Origin of the sequence: Bradyrhizobium sp. CCGB20 (genome assembly GCF_024199855.1) — a bacterium.
In the GTDB taxonomy this organism is placed as follows: Bacteria; Pseudomonadota; Alphaproteobacteria; order Rhizobiales; family Xanthobacteraceae; genus Bradyrhizobium.
The window spans coordinates 327793-345102 of sequence record NZ_JANADN010000001.1 but is presented as its reverse complement, the minus strand read 5'-3'; the positions used below and the strand labels follow the sequence as shown (position 1 = coordinate 345102).

The 17310-nt window shown below is 65.9% G+C and carries 15 protein-coding genes, 1 pseudogene and 1 riboswitch; of the genes and pseudogenes, 9 read left to right on the top strand and 7 right to left on the bottom strand.

The genetic code is table 11. The annotated features are described in order from the left end of the window. Positions 1 to 126 precede the first annotated feature (126 nt). From tsaD to NLM15_RS01555, 3 genes are read left to right on the top strand one after another with little or no spacing between them, the layout of a single operon-like run. Positions 127 to 1200: a tRNA (adenosine(37)-N6)-threonylcarbamoyltransferase complex transferase subunit TsaD gene (gene tsaD, locus NLM15_RS01565; RefSeq protein ID WP_254114901.1), complete on the top strand. Its 1074-nt coding sequence runs from the start codon at positions 127 to 129 to the stop codon at positions 1198 to 1200. A 2-nt stretch (positions 1201 to 1202) separates the two neighbouring features. Further along, positions 1203 to 2183 (top strand): NAD(P)H-dependent glycerol-3-phosphate dehydrogenase, encoded by a 981-nt coding sequence (locus tag NLM15_RS01560; protein ID WP_254114899.1) that lies wholly within the window; start codon positions 1203 to 1205, stop codon positions 2181 to 2183. Between the two features lie 2 nt (positions 2184 to 2185). Next, positions 2186 to 2599: an EVE domain-containing protein gene (locus NLM15_RS01555; protein WP_212484862.1), complete on the top strand. Its 414-nt coding sequence runs from the start codon at positions 2186 to 2188 to the stop codon at positions 2597 to 2599. 76 nt (positions 2600 to 2675) lie between these two features. Here the strand turns inward: NLM15_RS01555 and NLM15_RS01550 are convergent, their stop codons facing one another. Further along, positions 2676 to 3770, bottom strand: a complete 1095-nt coding sequence (locus NLM15_RS01550; protein WP_254124119.1) for an adenylate/guanylate cyclase domain-containing protein — start codon at positions 3768 to 3770, stop codon at positions 2676 to 2678. Positions 3771 to 3869: 99 nt separating this feature from the next. On the opposite strand from NLM15_RS01550, the gene NLM15_RS01545 reads away from it, so the two are divergent. After that, complete coding sequence (locus tag NLM15_RS01545) at positions 3870 to 4325, top strand: SRPBCC domain-containing protein (protein WP_254114897.1); 456 nt, start codon at positions 3870 to 3872, stop codon at positions 4323 to 4325. A gap of 12 nt (positions 4326 to 4337) precedes the next feature. Here NLM15_RS01545 and NLM15_RS01540 read toward each other — a convergent pair whose 3' ends face one another. Continuing rightward, on the bottom strand, positions 4338 to 5507 hold the full coding sequence (locus NLM15_RS01540) for a DNA topoisomerase IB (RefSeq protein WP_254114895.1): 1170 nt from the start codon (positions 5505 to 5507) through the stop codon (positions 4338 to 4340). A 399-nt stretch (positions 5508 to 5906) separates the two neighbouring features. Here NLM15_RS01540 and acs point away from each other — a divergent pair, with 399 nt between their 5' ends. Then, a complete protein-coding gene (gene acs / locus NLM15_RS01535) occupies positions 5907 to 7856 on the top strand; it encodes an acetate--CoA ligase (RefSeq protein WP_254114894.1) in 1950 nt (649 codons plus the stop codon). A 60-nt stretch (positions 7857 to 7916) separates the two neighbouring features. Here acs and NLM15_RS01530 read toward each other — a convergent pair whose 3' ends face one another. From NLM15_RS01530 to NLM15_RS01520, 3 genes and pseudogenes are all read right to left on the bottom strand, one after another. Continuing rightward, complete coding sequence (locus NLM15_RS01530) at positions 7917 to 8576, bottom strand: S8 family serine peptidase (protein ID WP_254114892.1); 660 nt, start codon at positions 8574 to 8576, stop codon at positions 7917 to 7919. A 71-nt stretch (positions 8577 to 8647) separates the two neighbouring features. After that, positions 8648 to 9205 (bottom strand): annotated as a pseudogene (locus tag NLM15_RS01525) (S8 family serine peptidase); the annotation flags it as partial. A gap of 503 nt (positions 9206 to 9708) precedes the next feature. Then, complete coding sequence (locus NLM15_RS01520) at positions 9709 to 10206, bottom strand: hypothetical protein (protein WP_254114890.1); 498 nt, start codon at positions 10204 to 10206, stop codon at positions 9709 to 9711. A gap of 421 nt (positions 10207 to 10627) precedes the next feature. On the opposite strand from NLM15_RS01520, the gene NLM15_RS01515 reads away from it, so the two are divergent. Continuing rightward, entirely contained in the window at positions 10628 to 11143 is a 516-nt protein-coding gene (locus NLM15_RS01515) for a L,D-transpeptidase (RefSeq protein WP_254114888.1), read from the top strand. Between the two features lie 54 nt (positions 11144 to 11197). On the opposite strand, the gene NLM15_RS01510 is transcribed toward NLM15_RS01515, so the two are convergent. Together NLM15_RS01510 and NLM15_RS01505 are read right to left on the bottom strand one after the other, a co-directional pair. Continuing rightward, positions 11198 to 11788, bottom strand: a complete 591-nt coding sequence (locus NLM15_RS01510) for a thermonuclease family protein (protein WP_254114886.1) — start codon at positions 11786 to 11788, stop codon at positions 11198 to 11200. Positions 11789 to 11874: 86 nt separating this feature from the next. Beyond that, on the bottom strand, positions 11875 to 12075 hold the full coding sequence (locus NLM15_RS01505) for a DUF1674 domain-containing protein (protein WP_254114884.1): 201 nt from the start codon (positions 12073 to 12075) through the stop codon (positions 11875 to 11877). 188 nt (positions 12076 to 12263) lie between these two features. On the opposite strand from NLM15_RS01505, the gene NLM15_RS01500 reads away from it, so the two are divergent. The 3 genes from NLM15_RS01500 to purH all read left to right on the top strand — a co-directional run bounded on the left by NLM15_RS01500 (position 12264) and on the right by purH (position 17242). Further along, positions 12264 to 13610 (top strand): RsmB/NOP family class I SAM-dependent RNA methyltransferase, encoded by a 1347-nt coding sequence (locus tag NLM15_RS01500; protein WP_254114882.1) that lies wholly within the window; start codon positions 12264 to 12266, stop codon positions 13608 to 13610. 155 nt (positions 13611 to 13765) lie between these two features. Beyond that, entirely contained in the window at positions 13766 to 15484 is a 1719-nt protein-coding gene (locus tag NLM15_RS01495; RefSeq protein ID WP_254124118.1) for a heparinase II/III family protein, read from the top strand. A gap of 58 nt (positions 15485 to 15542) precedes the next feature. Then, positions 15543 to 15624: riboswitch (ZMP/ZTP riboswitch) on the top strand. A gap of 25 nt (positions 15625 to 15649) precedes the next feature. Then, entirely contained in the window at positions 15650 to 17242 is a 1593-nt protein-coding gene (purH, locus tag NLM15_RS01490) for a bifunctional phosphoribosylaminoimidazolecarboxamide formyltransferase/IMP cyclohydrolase (protein ID WP_254114880.1), read from the top strand. Positions 17243 to 17310: the final 68 nt, after the last annotated feature.

Genomic DNA, 17310 nt, shown 5'->3' with positions numbered 1-17310 from the left:
GGTGACGCATTCACGAGGACGGCTGCGCGTGACGATTGCGCAAGCCGACCCCGGAATGCTACCGGATGTACCAGAACGCTGCTTTCCGGATGAGCGCAAGGGCGCAAATTGGATAACGATTCGCCAATGCTGGTGCTGGGCATCGAAACCACCTGCGACGAGACCGCCGCGGCCGTCATCGAACGCGCGCCCGACGGCATCGGCAGGATCCTGTCCAACATCGTGCGGTCGCAGGTCGAGGAGCACGCCCGCTTCGGCGGCGTGGTGCCGGAGATCGCCGCGCGCGCGCATGTCGACCTGCTCGACGGCATCATCGACCGCGCCATGCACGAGGCCGGCATCGACTATGCGCAGCTCAACGGCGTCGCGGCCGCCGCGGGGCCGGGGCTGATCGGCGGCGTCATCGTCGGCCTCACCACCGCAAAGGCGATCGCGATGGTGCACGACACGCCGCTGGTCGCGGTGAACCATCTCGAAGCACATGCACTGACGCCGCGCCTCACCGACGGAATTGAGTTTCCCTATTGCCTGTTCCTCGCCTCGGGCGGGCATACCCAGATCGTCGCGGTCACCGGCGTCGGCCAATATGTGCGGCTCGGCACCACCGTCGACGACGCGATCGGCGAGGCCTTCGACAAGGTCGCGAAGATGCTGGGCCTGCCCTATCCCGGCGGTCCGCAGGTCGAGCGCGCAGCAGCAAACGGCGATGCCTCGCGCTTCGCGTTCCCGCGGCCGATGCAGGGACGGCCCGATGCCAATTTCTCGCTATCGGGATTGAAGACCGCGGTGCGCACTGAAGCGAGCCGGCTCACCGAGATCACGCCGCAGGATATCAACGATCTCTGCGCGAGTTTTCAGGCTGCCGTGCTGGACTCGACGGCCGACCGTCTCAACGTCGGCTTGAGGCTTTTCCGCGAGCGGTTCGGCGCACCAAATGCGCTGGTGGCGGCCGGCGGCGTCGCCGCCAATCATGCGATCCGCGGCGCCCTGTACGGCGTCGCGCGAGAGGCGGACACGCAGCTGATCATGCCGCCGCCCGCGCTCTGCACCGACAACGGCGCAATGATCGCCTGGGCCGGTGCCGAGCGCCTCGCGCTGGGCATGACCGACACGATGGAAGCCCAGCCCCGCGCGCGCTGGCTGCTCGACGCAAACGCGACGGCGCCCGCCGGTTACGGCAAGACGCGGGCGGGATACTAGCAATGGCTGCGTTTCAGTCCGTCGCAGTGATCGGTGCGGGCGCATGGGGCACGGCACTGGCGACGGTAGCGGCGCGCGCCGGACGGAACGTGACGCTCTGGGCGCGCAATGCCGAACATGCCGCGCGAATCGCCTCGACCCGCGACAATCCGCGGCTGCCCGGCGTGCGGCTGGCGCCGGAGATCGTCGTGACGCACGCGCTTGCGGAGGCCGCGCGCGCGGACATGGTGCTGATCGCAACGCCCGCACAGCATTTGCGTGGCGCGGTCAACATGCTGGCCTCGCACCTGACAAAACCGGTGCCGATCGTCGCCTGCGCCAAGGGCATCGAGCACGGCACCCACAAATTCATGACCGAAATCATTGCCGAGGCCGCGCCTCAGGCGCAGCCGGCGATCCTGTCGGGCCCGAGCTTCGCCGACGACGTCGCACGCGGCCTGCCGACGGCGGTGACACTGGCGGCGAAGGATGAAACGTTGGCGAGCAGCCTGGTGCAGGCGCTGGGCTCGCCGACCTTCCGTCCCTATCACTCCACCGATATCCGAGGCGTCGAGATCGGCGGCGCGGCCAAGAACGTGCTGGCGATCGCAGTCGGCATCGCGGTCGGGCGCAAGCTCGGCGCCTCGGCGCAGGCTGCGCTCACGACCCGCGGCTTTGCCGAGCTCACGCGCCTGGGTCGCGCGCTCGGCGCGCGCGGCGAGACACTCACCGGCCTGTCCGGCTTCGGCGATCTGATCCTGACCTGCTCTAGCCCGCAATCGCGCAATTTCGCGCTCGGCCTGGCGCTGGGCCGCGGCGAGCAGCCGCCCGCCGGCAAGCTTGCCGAAGGCGAGTTCACCGCACCCGTGCTGATCGAGCTCGCAGCTTCGCAAAACATCGAGATCCCGGTATCAGAAGCGGTCGCTTCGATCCTGAGCGGCCGGAGCACGATCGACGCCGCGATCTCGGGGCTGTTGACGCGCCCCTTCAAGGCAGAGGAATGAACATGGCGTACTGGCTGGTGAAATCCGAACCGTCGGTGTGGTCCTGGGACCAGCAGGTGGCGAAGGGCGCCAAGGGCGAGGCCTGGACCGGCGTGCGCAATTACACCGCACGCATAAACCTCGTGAACATGAAGAAGGGCGACAAGGCGTTCTTCTATCATTCCAACGAGGGCAAGGAGATCGTCGGCATCGCCGAGATCATCAAGGAGGCCTACCCCGATCCCACCGACAAGACCGAAAAATTCGTCTGCGTCGACATCAAGGCCGACAAGCCCTTGAAGACGCCGGTGACGATGGCCGCGATCAAGGCCGAGAAGAAGCTCGCCGACATGGCGCTGGTGAAATATTCGCGCCTGTCCGTGCAGCCGGTGACGGCGGAGGAGTGGAAGCTCGTCTGCAAGATGGGCGGGGTTTAGGTGTAGGCGCTGTAGCCCGGATGAGCGAAGCGACATCCGGGACCGCTGGCCCCGCATATCGCTTCGCTCATGCGGGCTACGACTCCCGAACTTGCGGCTCGGGCAGCGCAAACACCTCGCACGGCAGAGCGATGCCGCGCAGCGAATGCGATCCAAGCGCGACGAGTGGCATGTCCGTCTCGGCTGCGAGCGCGCCCGACACCAGCACTGTCCTGTCAAGTTGCTTGCACAATCCTTCGAGGCGGCTGGCGAGATTGACGGCAGGACCGATCGCCGTAAAATCGAGCCTGTTGGCGGCGCCGATGTTGCCCCAGAGCATGTCGCCGAGATGGAGGGCTGCGCCGAACGCGAGCGGCGGAAGCTCCTGGGCCCTGCGCTCCCCGTTGAGATAGGCCATGCCGGCTTCGGCTGCACTTGCGGCGCGCAGGGCGGCATCGCACGCGCGCCGCGGTGACGCCTCGATCACCGGGAAGATCGCGAGCACACCGTCGCCGATGAATTTCAGCACCTCGCCGCCGAAGGCGTGAACCGCACCGGCGATGCGATCGAACCAGGCGTCGAGCGCTGCGATGACCTGGGCGGGCGGTGTGGTGTCCGACAAAGTCGTGAAGTTGCGCAAGTCGGCATAGAGCAACGCGGCTTGAATGGTCTCGCCGAGATCGCGCCGCAGCGGTGCCGCCAGCACCCGCTCCGCGCTGCGCTTGCCGAGATAGGCATCGAGCGTCGCGCGCAACGTGGCGCGCGCAGCGAGCACCGCCAGCGGCGTCGCGGCGAAACGCGCAGCCTGGCGCAATTGCTCGGTCTCGACCGCGGTGAACGGACGCGGCCCGATCCAGCCGAGCTGCGGCCCATCCTGCCGCCCGACGACCTCTTCGTGCACCTCGCCGCGCGCGATGTCGCGTAGCCAGCGGCGACCGGCATCATCAGGCGGGTCGGGCGCCAGCCCACTTGGCGCGAAACCGAGCGCTTCGATGACCCGGCCGTTCTCCGCACGCCACAGCCAGGTCCGCTTCGCGATCAGCGGATGCGGCACCTCCAGCGTCAGGCTTCCTGCCGCAAGCGGCACGCCGTCGGCAACCAGATGTGCACCGAGTTCCGCGAGCAGCCGGTCGGCCCCGGGACATTCCGAGGCGACATCGACGAGCCAGGCGAGGGTCGAGGAGAGCTGCATGTGGAGATGATGGCGAAGGTGGACCGTCTTTGTCACGGGCAATCCTTGACGGCCCGCCTTGGCGCCGCCATGTGCCAATGTCAGCCAGGGATGATCGCGATGACCGAGCCGTTCGTAGTGCGACGCGAGACCCAGATCGCCGCCCCGCGCGCCACCGTCTTCGCCTATTTGACCGACCCCGAGAAAATCCTGAGCTGGATGGGCTCCGACGCGACCACGGAACCGCATCCCGGCGGGCTCTATCTCCTCAAGGGCATCGGCCCACGCGGCGGAGTCGCTCGCGGCGCCTTTCGTGAGGTCGTGCCGGTGCATCGTCTGGCCTACACGTTCGGCTGGGAAGGCGGCCAGGAAGTGCCGCCCGGCTCGAGCCTGATCGAGATCGACCTGATCGAGCGCGACGGCGGAACGCTGCTGCGCATGACCCATAGCGGACTGCCGACCGAGGAACAGGCGGCTGCGCACGCAAAAGGGTGGGGGCACTATCTGGAACGGCTCACCATCGCGGCCGCGGGCAGCGATCCCGGGCCGGACAAGGGTGTTTCAGACAAGACGTAGCGATACGGCTGGTCACACCGCCGCGGTCGCCACCACCTGCTGCAAAAGTTGCTCGCGCCGGGCCTGCGAGCGCTGGCCCTTCATGGTCGCGGCGAAGCGTTCGAGGATACCGTCCTCGAAGGCCGTGACGATGGTGTCGTGGACGTAGCTCTTGCGGCAGATCGCCGGCGTGTTGGAGAGCTTGTCGGCCGCGGCGCGGATCGCGTCCAGCACCTGCTTCTTGCGGCCGCGCTGGCTGGTCGCCGGCGTGATCCGCGACAATGATTCCACCACGACGGCGGACGCCATCAGCGTGCGGAAATCCTTCAGTGAAATCTTGATGCCGGCGATCTCGCGCAAGAACGCGTTCACCTGCGTGGTGCTGACCGCGCGCACGATGCCGTAGGCGTCGCGATACTGGAACATGCGCTTGCCGGGGACACCCTGCAAAATGCCGATGGCACGCACCAGCTTGGCTGCGTCGCACTCCTTGCGCACCGCTTTGCCGCCCTTGGCCTTGAAGGTCAGCACGAAACAGTCGTCTTCCAGCGTGACGTTGGATTTCAGCAGCGTGGTGGCGCCGCGAGTGCCGTTGAGGCGGGCATAGGATTCGTTGCCGGGACGGATCGCGGTGCGCGCGATCAGCTCGATCACGGCCGAGAGCGCGAATTCACGCGTCGGCTCGTCGCCCGACAGGAACGCCGAGACCTTGCGCCGGATCTTTGGCAGTGCGCCGACGAGCTTTTCCAGCCGGTGCGCCTTGCGGTGCTCGCGCACCTTTTCCCAGTCGGCGTGATAGCGATATTGCAGCCGGCCCGCGGCATCGCGTCCCACCGCCTGGAGATGCGAGCTCGGATCGGCCGAGTAACGCACCTCGCGGTAGGCCGGCGGCACCGCCATGGCGTGCAGCCGGCGGATGGTGCGCGCGTCACGGATATGGGCGCCATTGGGACGGACGAAGGAATAGCCCTTGCCACGCCTGATGCGGCGGATCGTGAGCTCGTTCTGGTCGCCGAGCCGCAGGCCCAGCTCCTTGGCGAGCGCCTCGACCGTCGCCGCAGGCGCCGTGTCGAAGACCCTTTTCGGGCTCGCGCGCCCGAAAGCGGCCGGTTTCGGCCATTGTCCGAGGGCTTTGGCCAGCGCAACGGCTGCAGGATCGGCTGAAGCGGGCCGCATCGTCCCGAGATTCTGCTGATCCATCATAGTCTTATGCCTTAGCCCTGCCTGTTATCGGTCAATGCAATTGTTCTAATTTTTGTTCCAGAGGCCTCGTTGGACCCCGGGTTGGCCATTTAGGGTGTTCCGAACCCTATTGCGAGTCCCGAATCAGTGAGGAGCGGTTCCTAAATACCTCCGTGGGATGCATGGGGCCCTGCGCGGGCCCGTTCCGGGGGTTTTGGTAAAGACCTGGAAAGCCGCCCCGGCCTGTTTCAGATCTGCGACAGTCGCTCCAAGTGGACTTGATCGTCCGCATGGCCGGCCGCTCGTCGAAGGTCCAGCTTGTGCTCCTTGTCGGGTCCGGTTAGCCCGACGCATAATCGGTTCAACGATGACGTCGGCTCGCCAGTCGCCTGGCTCGGCTTGCCGTATCTGGAGGGAAGCATGTCCGAGAAGATCTACGACGTCCCCGCGGAATGGGCCAAGCGCGCCTGGATCGACCAGGCCAAGTACAAGGACATGTACGCCCGCTCGATCTCGGACCCGAACGCGTTCTGGGCGGAACAGGCCAAGCGTATCGACTGGATGAAGGCGCCGACCAGGATCGAGAACGTCTCCTTCGCGCCCGGCAACATCTCGATCAAATGGTTCGAGGACGGCGTCCTCAACGTCGCCCATAACTGCATCGACCGGCATCTGCACAAGCGCGCCAACCAGACCGCGATCATCTGGGAGGGCGACGATCCCTCGCAATCCAGGCACATCACCTACAAGGAGCTGCACGACGAGGTCTGCCGGATGGCCAACATCCTGCGCACCCGCAACGTCAAGAAGGGCGACCGCGTCACCATCTACCTGCCGATGATTCCCGAAGCGGCCTACGCGATGCTGGCCTGCGCGCGGATCGGCGCGGTCCATTCCGTGGTGTTCGCGGGCTTCTCGCCCGACAGCCTCGCCCAGCGCATCAACGACTGCCAATCCAAGGTGATCATCACCGCGGACGAAGGCCTGCGCGGCGGCAAGAAGGTGCCGCTGAAGGCCAATGTCGATGCTGCGCTCGCCAAGGCCGACGGTGTCGACTGGGTCGTCGTGGTCAAGCGCACCGGCGGCACGGTCGACATGAACCCGACGCGCGACCTCTGGTATCACGACGCCGCCAAGATGGTGACGACGGAATGCCCGGCCGAGCACATGCACGCCGAGGATCCGCTGTTCATCCTCTATACGTCAGGCTCGACCGGCCAGCCCAAGGGCGTGCTGCACACCTCGGGCGGCTATCTCGTGTTCGCGTCGATGACGCATCAATACGTGTTCGACTACCACGACGGCGACATCTACTGGTGCACCGCCGACGTCGGCTGGGTCACCGGCCACAGCTACATCCTCTACGGGCCGCTGGCGAACGGCGCGACCACGCTGATGTTCGAGGGCGTGCCGAACTATCCGGACAATTCCCGTTTCTGGAACGTGATCGACAAGCATAAGGTCAACATCTTCTACACCGCGCCGACCGCGATCCGCGCGTTGATGCAGAGCGGCGACGAGCCCGTGAAGAAGACCTCGCGTGCAAGCCTCCGGCTGCTCGGCTCGGTCGGCGAGCCCATCAATCCCGAGGCCTGGGAGTGGTATCACCGCGTCGTCGGCGACGACCGCTGCCCGATCGTCGACACCTGGTGGCAGACCGAGACCGGCGGCATTCTGATCACCCCGCTGCCGGGCGCCACAAAACTGAAGCCGGGCTCGGCGACACAGCCGTTCTTCGGCGTGGTCCCTGAAATCGTCGACGCCGACGGCAAGGTGCTGGACGGCGAGACCACGGGCAATCTCTGCCTGACGCGGTCATGGCCGGGCCAGATGCGCACGGTCTATGGCGACCACGCCCGCTTCGAGCAGACCTATTTCTCGACCTACAAGGGCAAATACTTCACCGGTGACGGCTGCCGCCGCGACGCCGACGGCTATTACTGGATCACCGGCCGCGTCGACGACGTCATCAACGTCTCCGGCCACCGCATGGGCACCGCGGAAGTCGAGAGCGCGCTGGTCGCGCATGAGAAGGTCTCGGAAGCGGCCGTCGTCGGCTTCCCGCACGACATCAAGGGGCAGGGCATCTACGCCTATGTCACCCTGATGGCCGGCGTCGAACCGACCGAGGATCTGCGCAAGGAGCTCGTCACCTGGGTGCGCAAGGAGATCGGCCCGATCGCATCCCCGGACCAGATCCAGTTCGCGCCGGGCCTGCCAAAGACCCGCTCCGGCAAGATCATGCGCCGCATCCTGCGCAAGATCGCCGAGGACGAGCCGGGCAGCCTCGGCGACACCTCGACACTGGCCGATCCCGCCGTAGTCGACGACCTCGTCAAGAACCGGCAGAACCGGACGAAGGGCGCCTGACCGCGCGCAGCAAGCGGCCGATAGCCAAGCTGTCGGCCGCACGCGGTGTAGAGCAGACGTCTATCCGGATTTTTTCGCCTTCTTCTTGACCGTTTTCTTGGTCGTTTTCTTGGCCGTCTTCCTGGCGGTCTTGCGGCCGCCCTTTTTGGCGGGCGCTTTTTTCTTCGCCTTGTTCGGGACTTTCTTTTTTGCGGCCTTCTTGGCCGGCTTCGGCCCGTCTGGCGCCACTCTGGCGGCAGCCGCGGCGGCCAGCGCCGCATCAACGGCGGCCGCGGCATCGACCTGGCCAAAGCCGAAACGATCGCTATGGCCGTTGGCGTCGTAAGACGCGGCCGGCCCGATCTTCTGCGCGGTGCTCTGGAGAATATTGCGAACATCGTCGCGGCTGAGACTAGAATTCGCCGCCAGGACGAGGGCCGCGACCCCTGCCGCCAGGGGCGTTGCCGACGAGGTCCCGCCGAAGACGTTGGTGTTGAGTCCGTCGGTGCCGCCGGCCGCGGCGCTGCCGATATTGAATCCGCGGCCGGGTTTGCTCACGTCGGTCGTGAAGATTCCTTGCGCGCCGCCGCTTGACGGCGCGACCACGGAGACTTGGGGGCCCCGGTTGGAATAGTCCGCAAGGTCTCCCTGGTCGGTCGATGCGCCGACACCGATCGAGAAGGGCGACTGGGCCGGAAATCCGACCTGATCCCGAAAATCATTGCCGGTCGCGCAAAACACGGGACAGCCCTTTCCCCGCGGCCCGCACCTGCCTCTTCGAGCGCGAACCGGATATCGGGCGATGCCGGTCCACTCCACGAGCAGGACAGGATGTCGGCAAAACGCGAAGCATACCGGATGGCATTCGCGACTTGCGATTCCGTGGCGAGATCATCCGCGTGGAAAATCTTGACTGGAAGGATGCTTGCTCTCGGCGCGATTCCGAAAACGCCCTTCCTGCCTGATGCCGCCGCGACACCGGCACAGCAGGTCCCGTGAATGTCATTCCCCGCCATCATGTCGAACGGTGCGCGAAACCGTTTTGGCGTCGGATCGAAATGATCGGGCGCGTCCTCTCCGACGAAGAAGTCGCGCCCGAACCGGTCGCGCGGCTCGTTGGGGTCGGGCCTGCGCCTGATGTTGGACGCGAGATTCGGATGGTCGACGTCGACACCATCGTCGAGGACGGCGATCACGATGCCGCCTCCTTGCGATTTGCTCCAGGCCCTGCGTGCGTTGACCGTGGCGAGATGCCATTGCGCAGCGATTGGCTTGGGGGCTTGCAATCCGCGCTTGAACTCGGAAACGAAGTTCGGAAAGGCAAACACGACTTCGTCGGTTTCAGTCAGCTCGTTGGCGAGCTCGACCATCTTTTCGGCAATGTACTTGCGCGTCGGATCGAAGGCGATCAACTGATCCGACTGGAACGCGTTGCGGACGCGGACCTGGAGCCCGTATTTGTCGAGTACCGCTTTCTGTTTCGCCTCCGCGACGTTCGGCTCGAACCTGAGCACGACTTCGCGATAGACCACGCGCAGCGTGCCGCGCGGATCGGAGAATACGGCGGTCTCGACCTTGTCCAGGTCGGCCGCCGCGCGTTGAGCCGGCGAGGCATAAGCGGGGACGCTCTTTTGAAAGACCTGTTGCACGACACGATTGGCAACCACGGCGGCACGGCTCGCGGCCGCGCGCTCCGTCGGCGATGCCATCGCCACCTGCGGCCCGAGCGAGAACGTTCGCATGCCGCGTTGAACATGCGAATCCAGCGACACCGGCTCCAGCTCGAGCCAATCGTCCTTTCCAAATCGCAATTTCATGGACCCCTCCCGACTGACCGACGGTTGAGGGGATCATAGCTCGCGACTTTCGATAGTCACGTGCTTTCGCGCCGGAACGCCGCTCGGACATCCGGCCATGCTGTCGCAACCTTGCTGTCCTTTTCCATCTCCGCGGCGACATCAGGGAAATAGCGCGTGTCGTCCGTGCGCACGGCGAATTCGGCCTGCTGGGGCGACCATTTGTTGCGCTGGCCGGGCGCGACCTTGTGCCTCTTGGCAAAGGACTGCAAAACCTTGTCCGTTGGCGCTTCCTTGAACCGAACCTGCATCCGGCCGGTAGGCAGCAACCGGTTGCCTTCGTCGTCGGCGAGGATCGGGGCCACCACCCCCTCCGTACCGACGACCTTGTTGACGCGTTCGGACAACCGGCGGAGATCCTCCCCGGTCGTTTCCAGGACATGGGTTTGCGGTACGCCAGAGACGGTTGCGATCTTGCCGTCGGCGACCTTCGCAAGCTGTTCCTGAATCTCGGGCGAGAGCGACCCGATGATGACGATTCCCCCGCTTGGGGTACGCGAGCCGTCGCTTGTCATGGACACCTCGGGCTTAAGGCGAGAGCGGCACCCAGAATATAGGGCGGCGACCGCTTTTCGATAGTTGCGCGGCAAAATTATCCCATCCGGCGCGGAAAGTAAGCGGCCGGCAGGTAGCCCGCGGCCGGGGACGCGAGACCGACGGCGCCCCCTGAAATAACAGCCGTTCACACCCTCACGGACTTGTCAGGACACGCGGCGGCAGGTCCGCATCTTTCCGGCCGGGTGTTGTTTCCAGGTTATTTACTTTATTTCGAACATTTCCTTTGTTCCCCCTGCTGGCTGGCCCTCGGTGGCCGTGCGTGGAAACCATCCGGTTAACGGGCGCGGTTAAGAATGTCCCCTGACAAGGACCTGGAGAGCCGGCGATTGCCGGTTTTGCGTAGATTTGGACGGCCCGTTCGGGGCAAGGGGAAAATTGATGTCCATGAGGATTGCTGTGGCGCTGACCGCCACCATCATTGCTGGGGTCTCGATGTCGACGGCGGCGCAGGCGCGGCCGGAAATGGTGGGGGCGCACCTGGCCGACTATTCGCCGGGCACCATCGTGGTCAAAACCAACGAGCGGCGGCTCTATCTCATCCTCGATAACGGCCACGCCATGCGCTATCCGGTCGGCGTCGGCAAGTCCGGCAAGCAATGGGCCGGCACCACCCGCATCGACGGCAAATATCTCAACCCGGCCTGGTCACCGCCTGCGGAAGTGAAGCGCGACAAGCCCAGCATCCCCGACGTCATTCCGGGCGGCTCGCCGCGCAACCCGATGGGCGTTGCGGCGATGACGCTGGCCGGCGGCGAATATGCGATCCACGGCACCAACGTGCCCGGCTCGGTCGGCGGCTTCGTCTCCTATGGCTGCATCCGCATGCTCAACGACGACATCACCGATCTCTACAGCCGCGTCTCCGTCGGCACCAAGGTGGTCGTGACGCGCTGATCTCCGGATCGAGGCAAGACGACAAAGCCGCGTCCGTCGACGCGGCTTTTTTTGTTACCAGAAGCGCCAGCCCCGCGCGCACCAGCCGTCGCGGTGGCCGCCATTGTAGCTGCGCACATGACCGCCCGCGAGCAGTGCCGCCGAGACGTTGGCGGTGCGCTTGGTCGCCACGTCGGCGAGAACGCGGCCGTATTTGTCCTGGCCAAGATTATAGATCGTCACGCCGCCCTGGCCGAGCAGGGCGCGCAGCGCGTCGCTGGCGGCTTCGGCCTTGTCCAGCTCAGCTTGGCAGGATGCTTTCATCTCTGGCGCATCGATGCCGCGAAGACGGACACGCGCGACGAGATCGCGGCCGTTGGGCTGATGCACGCGCGCAAGGAAAGTATCACCATCGACGGTCCTGATAACATCAACCGCTTGACGCATGTCGGAATTGCCGGACTGCTGCAGGATGATCTCGGCATCACGCGCTTGGCCGTCATCCGCGTGCGGAAGGGGCCAGTTCGTCCCGTGACGGAAGATGAGCACGGCCGCGACCACGACGCCGACCACGAACATCCACGGCAACAATCCGGAGAAGCGGCGGCCGAACGGTGAGCCGCGATATGAGGGCCGGTATGGATGGCTGGGATCGAAGCGCGGCATCCGCGCACGCTAGGGCTGAGTCGGCTGAACCGGCAAGCCGGCTTAAAAACTTAAAACTTAAAAGGAGAGTGCGTAAAGCCGGTGCCTCAAAAATCCGAGGCGATACCTTTGCGCTCCCAATCGCCGTATCGGGTGGGCTCGGGCCCCTTCGGTCCCTGCAATTCCCTGGGCGCAGCTTCAGCATGCGCGGCGGCCGCAGCCTGCCGGCGCGCCTCCGCTTCCGCCAAAGCGCGCTGGGCGGCCGACGACAGCGGCTTGCGATCGGGAACGGAGGGCTGGTCACTCATCTCGGTGGTTCCTAGCGCAGGATCACGGGACGTGCGAGGTCCAATATCGCATTGCTGAAATGGTCATCGCGGGCTGTAAACGCGAGAGACCATTCTTACATTTGGCATATTCGCGTGCCAGAGATCGGTTTCTCGAGGCATGCGCCCATTGCGGCGGAACTGCCGCTCGCTCAGAACCTTGCTTCCGCATGCCATCTCAACGTTTTGCCCCTCCGTCCGAAGTGCCTGGTCTCGCGGCACGGCGGATTGCCGCCGACATCGTCGACGGCGTGCTGCACAAGCACCGCACGCTTGACGACCAGCTCGACGGCGGCGGTGCCCATCCCGGATTGAAGACGCTCGCCGACCGCGACCGCGCCCTGATGCGCCGCCTGGTTGCGACCGTGCTGCGCCGGCTCGGCACGCTCGGCCATGTTCTTTCTCGGCTGCTCGACAAGGGCATTCCCTCCGACGCGCCCCGCGCACAGAGCGCGCTGCTGATCGGCGCCGCCCAGATCCTCTGGATGGACGTGCCCGATCACGCCGCGGTCGATCTCTCGGTTCGCCTCGTGCAATCCGACCGGCGCGCCGCGCGCTATGCCGGCCTCGTCAATGCCGTGCTGCGCCGCTGCGCGCGTGAGGGCCAGGCGCTGGTCGAAGAGGTGTCCTCGCAATCGCTGGACCTGCCGCCCTGGCTGCTCGCGCGCTGGAGCGCACATTACGGCGAGGCGACCGCAAGGGATATGGCGCTGGCACTCGGCCACGAACCCTCGCTCGATCTCACCGTGAAGTCGGATGCCGCGCAATGGGCGAGCCGCCTGCATGGCGAGACACTGCCGACCGGGACGGTGCGGATGCTGCTGCACGGCTCGGTGACGGTGCTGCCGGGCTTTGCCGAAGGACAATGGTGGGTGCAGGACGCCGCCGCCGCGCTGCCGGCGCGCCTGTTCGGCGACATCAAGGGCAAGGCGATTGCCGATCTCTGTGCCGCCCCCGGCGGCAAGACCGCGCAATTGGCGCAAGCCGGCGCGCATGTCACCGCGATCGACCGCTCACCCGCCCGGGTGGCACGTTTGCGCGAGAACCTCACGCGGCTGTCGCTCCAGGCCGAGACTGTCGTCGCCGACGCCGTCGAATGGGCCGGTCCGGCCGACGGTTTCGACGGTATCCTGATCGATGCGCCCTGCACATCGACCGGAACGATTCGCCGCCACCCCGACGTCGCCTGGCTCCGGCAGGAATCCGACATCGCCGCCCTGACCGCGCTCCAGCAGCGGCTGCTGAAGAAATCCGTCTCGCTGCTTAAACCGGGCGGCACGCTGGTCTATTGCACCTGTTCGCTGGAACCCGAAGAGGGCGAGCAGGCGATCGCGGCGCTGCTGGCCGCGGAGACTGGCCTGCGCCGTGTGCCGATCGAAGCGTCCGAGGTCTCCGGGCTGAGCGAGATCATCACCAGCGAGGGTGACCTGCGCACCCTGCCCAGCCACCTTCCGAACGCCGATCCCAAGCTCGGCGGGCTCGATGGATTCTACGCGGCCCGGCTCGTTAAATCCTGATTTTGCACCGGTTTTTGCGACGGGGCCGATTCGCGGAGCTTCAAGATGGTGTTAGCCGGCCGAATTTGGGATTAAGAAGGATTCGTCGTTAATCCTCTCCCCCTTCAAGGCAAGGCGTGTCGGTCGCTCAACGCAGACGTATCTCGACGCTGGTGATGAGCCGCTTCGCGCGGAACGTGCTCGCGCGCGCGAGCGGCGGTTCCGTGGCGGTGTCGCGCGTCTGGCCCGGACGCACCGACCGGCTGATCATCGCGCCGCATGACCTGCGCACGGCCGATGCGACGCGTGCTGCCGAGATCTATGCCGGCCGCTTCGTCTTCGCCGGCAAGATCGTCAATTGCCACGGCCGCTCGATCTTCGATCTCGAGCCCCCGTCGGAAGACTGGGAGGTCGCGCTGCTCGGATTCGGCTGGCTGCGCCATCTGCGCGCCGCCGACACCGCGCTGACGCGGGCCAATGCGCGCGCGCTGGTCGAGGACTGGATCGCCAACCCCGCCAACAAGCGCCGCCCCGTCGCGCGCCGCGCCGACGTGCTGGCACGGCGCGTGATCTCGCTGCTGTCGCAGGCGCCCTTGGTGCTCAACGACACCGACAACAAATTCTACCGCCGCTATCTGCGAGCGCTGGCGCGGGAGATCCGCTTCCTGCGCTACACCATGGTCAACATTCCCGACGGGGTGCCGAAGCTCCAGGTGCTGATCGCGCTGTGCTACGCGTCGCTGTGCCTTGCCAACCAGGCGCGGCACATTCGCAGCGCCTCGAAAAAGCTCTCGGACGAGTTGCAGCGGCAGATCCTGCCCGACGGCGGCCACATCTCCCGCAATCCAGGCGCCCTGATCGAACTCCTGATCGACCTGTTGCCGCTGCGGCAGACCTTTGCCGCGCGCAACATCGCGCCGCCCCCGGCACTGCTCAACGCGATCGACCGCATGATGCCGATGCTGCGCTTCTTCCGGCACGGCGACGGCAATTTCGCGCTGTTCAACGGCATGAGCGCGACGTCCTCGGACCTGCTCGCGACGCTGCTGGCCTATGACGACACCCACGGCGCGCCCATGGCGAACATGCCGCATACCGGCTTCCAGCGCCTCGATGCCGGCCAGACCACGCTGATCATCGACACCGGTCCGCCGCCGCCGGCCGGCGTCAGCCACGACGCCCATGCCGGCTGCCTGTCGTTCGAATTGTCTTCCGGCATCAGCCGCATCGTCACCAATTGCGGCATGCCGACGACGGGCCGCGACAATTGGCGGCCGTTCGCGCGCGGCACCGCGGCGCATTCGACGCTGACCTATCACGAGACGTCCTCATGCCAGTTCGTGGAGATGTCGGCGATGAAGCGCCTCCTGCACGGCGCGCCCGTCACCAGCGGACCCGTCGAGGTCGAGAGCTATCGCGAAATCGTGCAGAACGGCACGCTGCTCACGACCTCGCATGACGGTTATCTTTCCAAATTCGGCGCGATCCATCGCCGCGTGCTGATGATCGCCAATGACGGCGCGCGCATCGACGGCGAGGACACGCTGTCGCCGCCGCAGGGCGGACGCTTCAAGGGCGCCGACGCCGACTTCGCGGTGCGCTTCCATCTGCATCCCGCGGTAAAGGCGAGCCGGTTGTCGGACGCCCGCGGCGTCATGCTGGTGCTGCCGAACCGCGACGTCTGGACCTTCGAGGCGCTCGACGACAAGGTCGACCTCGAGGACAGCGTGTTCCTGGCCGGCAATGACGGCCCGCGCCGCACCGCGCAGATCGTGATCCGGCAGGATGCGCGACAGGCGCCCTCGGTCCGCTGGAGTTTTGTGCGATCCACGGCCTCACCGACCGTGACCAATGCCCGGCGCAACGCGCGACGGGAGCCGGAACTCCCGCTGTAAACGCGCGTCTGCCAGTCCTGTCTGGCGTTGTGAAAACGACTGAAAACTGCTATCGAGCCCTCGCTCGCGCGACTGGCGACCTTGGATGGAGCACCATCGGGAAGCGCGGGATTTAGCTGCCGCGCGCCTGGGCATAGACACTCCTTAAGACAGAGGATCTTGCTCATGACTGACCATCCCCGCCGCGTCACCCGCGCCCTTCTCTCCGTTTCCGACAAGACCGGCCTGATCGAGTTCGCAAAGGCGCTGGCCGCGCACGATGTCGAGCTGGTCTCGACCGGCGGCACCGCCAAGGCGATCGCCGCGGCCGGCCTCAAGGTGAAGGACGTGTCCGACCTCACCGGCTTCCCCGAGATGATGGACGGCCGCGTCAAGACGCTGCATCCGAAGGTGCATGGCGGCCTGCTCGCGATCCGCGACAACAAGGAGCACGCGGAAGCGATGAAGGCGCACGGCATCGCGCCGATCGACCTGCTCGTCGTCAACCTCTACCCGTTCGAGGCGACCGTCGACAGAGGTGCCGGCTTCGAGGATTGCATCGAGAACATCGACATCGGCGGCCCCGCGATGATCCGCGCCGCCGCGAAGAACCATGATGACGTCGCCGTCGTGGTCGAGGCGGAAGACTACAAGGCCGTGCTCGACGAGCTCGCCGCCAACAACGGCGCGACCACGCTAAAACTGCGCCGGCGGCTTGCCGCAAAGGCCTATGCGCGAACCGGCGCCTATGACGCCGCGATCTCGAACTGGTTCAACCGCCAGCTCGAAATCGATGCGCCCGACTTCCGCGCCTTCGGCGGCAAGCTGATTCAGTCGCTGCGCTACGGCGAGAATCCGCACCAGACCGCGGCGTTCTATGCGACGCCCGACAAGCGCCCGGGCGTCTCCACCGCGCGGCAGCTCCAGGGCAAGGAGCTCTCCTACAACAACATCAACGACACCGATGCGGCCTATGAATGCATCGGCGAGTTCGACGCCCAGCGCACCGCGGCTTGCGTCATCGTCAAGCACGCCAATCCCTGCGGCGTCGCGGAAGGTTCGAACCTCGTCGAGGCCTATCGCAGAGCACTGGCTTGCGACTCCACATCGGCGTTCGGCGGCATCATCGCGATGAACCGCGCGCTCGACGCCGACACCGCGCGCGAGATCACCAAGATCTTCACCGAGGTGATCATCGCGCCCGACGCGAGCGAAGAAGCGATCGCCATCATCGGCGGGAAGAAGAATCTGCGCCTGCTGCTCGCAGGCAGCCTGCCCGATCCCCGCGCGCCCGGCCTCACCGCCAAGACGGTGGCCGGCGGTCTCCTCGTGCAGAGCCGCGACAACGCCGTGGTCGACGACATGACCTTCAAGGTCGTGACCAAGCGTGCACCGACGGACGCCGAGATGCGCGACCTCAAATTCGCGTTCCGGGTCGCAAAGCACGTCAAGTCCAACACGATCATCTATGCCAAGGATCTCGCCACCGTCGGCATCGGCGCGGGCCAGATGAGCCGGGTGGATTCAGCGCGAATCGCGGCGCGCAAGGCGCAGGATGCGGCGAACGAGCTCAAGCTCGCCGAGCCGCTGACCAAGGGCTCGGTCGTGGCATCGGATGCGTTCTTCCCGTTCGCAGACGGAATGCTCGCCTGCATCGAGGCCGGCGCCACCGCCGTGGTGCAGCCCGGCGGCTCGATGCGCGACGACGAGGTGATCAAGGCCGCCGACGAGCACGGCATCGCCATGGTGTTCACCGGCACGCGGCACTTCAGGCACTGAGCCTCACCACGAGCGTAGCCCGGATGGAGCGTAGCGAAATCCGGGTTATGTCCTCGCGGATAGACCGT

Bases quoted from the DNA above. Each gene is read 5' to 3' on its own strand.
- purH (WP_254114880.1), top strand. From the start codon at position 15,650: ATGACTGACCATCCCCGCCGCGTCACCCGCGCCCTTCTCTCCGTTTCC.
- NLM15_RS01520 (WP_254114890.1), bottom strand. From the start codon at position 10,206: ATGACAAGCGACGGCTCGCGTACCCCAAGCGGGGGAATCGTCATCATC.
- acs (WP_254114894.1), top strand. From the start codon at position 5,907: ATGTCCGAGAAGATCTACGACGTCCCCGCGGAATGGGCCAAGCGCGCC.
- NLM15_RS01510 (WP_254114886.1), bottom strand. From the start codon at position 11,788: ATGCCGCGCTTCGATCCCAGCCATCCATACCGGCCCTCATATCGCGGC.
- NLM15_RS01500 (WP_254114882.1), top strand. From the start codon at position 12,264: ATGCCATCTCAACGTTTTGCCCCTCCGTCCGAAGTGCCTGGTCTCGCG.
- NLM15_RS01560 (WP_254114899.1), top strand. From the start codon at position 1,203: ATGGCTGCGTTTCAGTCCGTCGCAGTGATCGGTGCGGGCGCATGGGGC.
- NLM15_RS01550 (WP_254124119.1), bottom strand. From the start codon at position 3,770: ATGCAGCTCTCCTCGACCCTCGCCTGGCTCGTCGATGTCGCCTCGGAA.
- NLM15_RS01495 (WP_254124118.1), top strand. From the start codon at position 13,766: ATGAGCCGCTTCGCGCGGAACGTGCTCGCGCGCGCGAGCGGCGGTTCC.
- NLM15_RS01555 (WP_212484862.1), top strand. From the start codon at position 2,186: ATGGCGTACTGGCTGGTGAAATCCGAACCGTCGGTGTGGTCCTGGGAC.
- NLM15_RS01505 (WP_254114884.1), bottom strand. From the start codon at position 12,075: ATGAGTGACCAGCCCTCCGTTCCCGATCGCAAGCCGCTGTCGTCGGCC.
- tsaD (WP_254114901.1), top strand. From the start codon at position 127: ATGCTGGTGCTGGGCATCGAAACCACCTGCGACGAGACCGCCGCGGCC.
- NLM15_RS01545 (WP_254114897.1), top strand. From the start codon at position 3,870: ATGACCGAGCCGTTCGTAGTGCGACGCGAGACCCAGATCGCCGCCCCG.
- NLM15_RS01540 (WP_254114895.1), bottom strand. From the start codon at position 5,507: ATGATGGATCAGCAGAATCTCGGGACGATGCGGCCCGCTTCAGCCGAT.
- NLM15_RS01515 (WP_254114888.1), top strand. From the start codon at position 10,628: ATGTCCATGAGGATTGCTGTGGCGCTGACCGCCACCATCATTGCTGGG.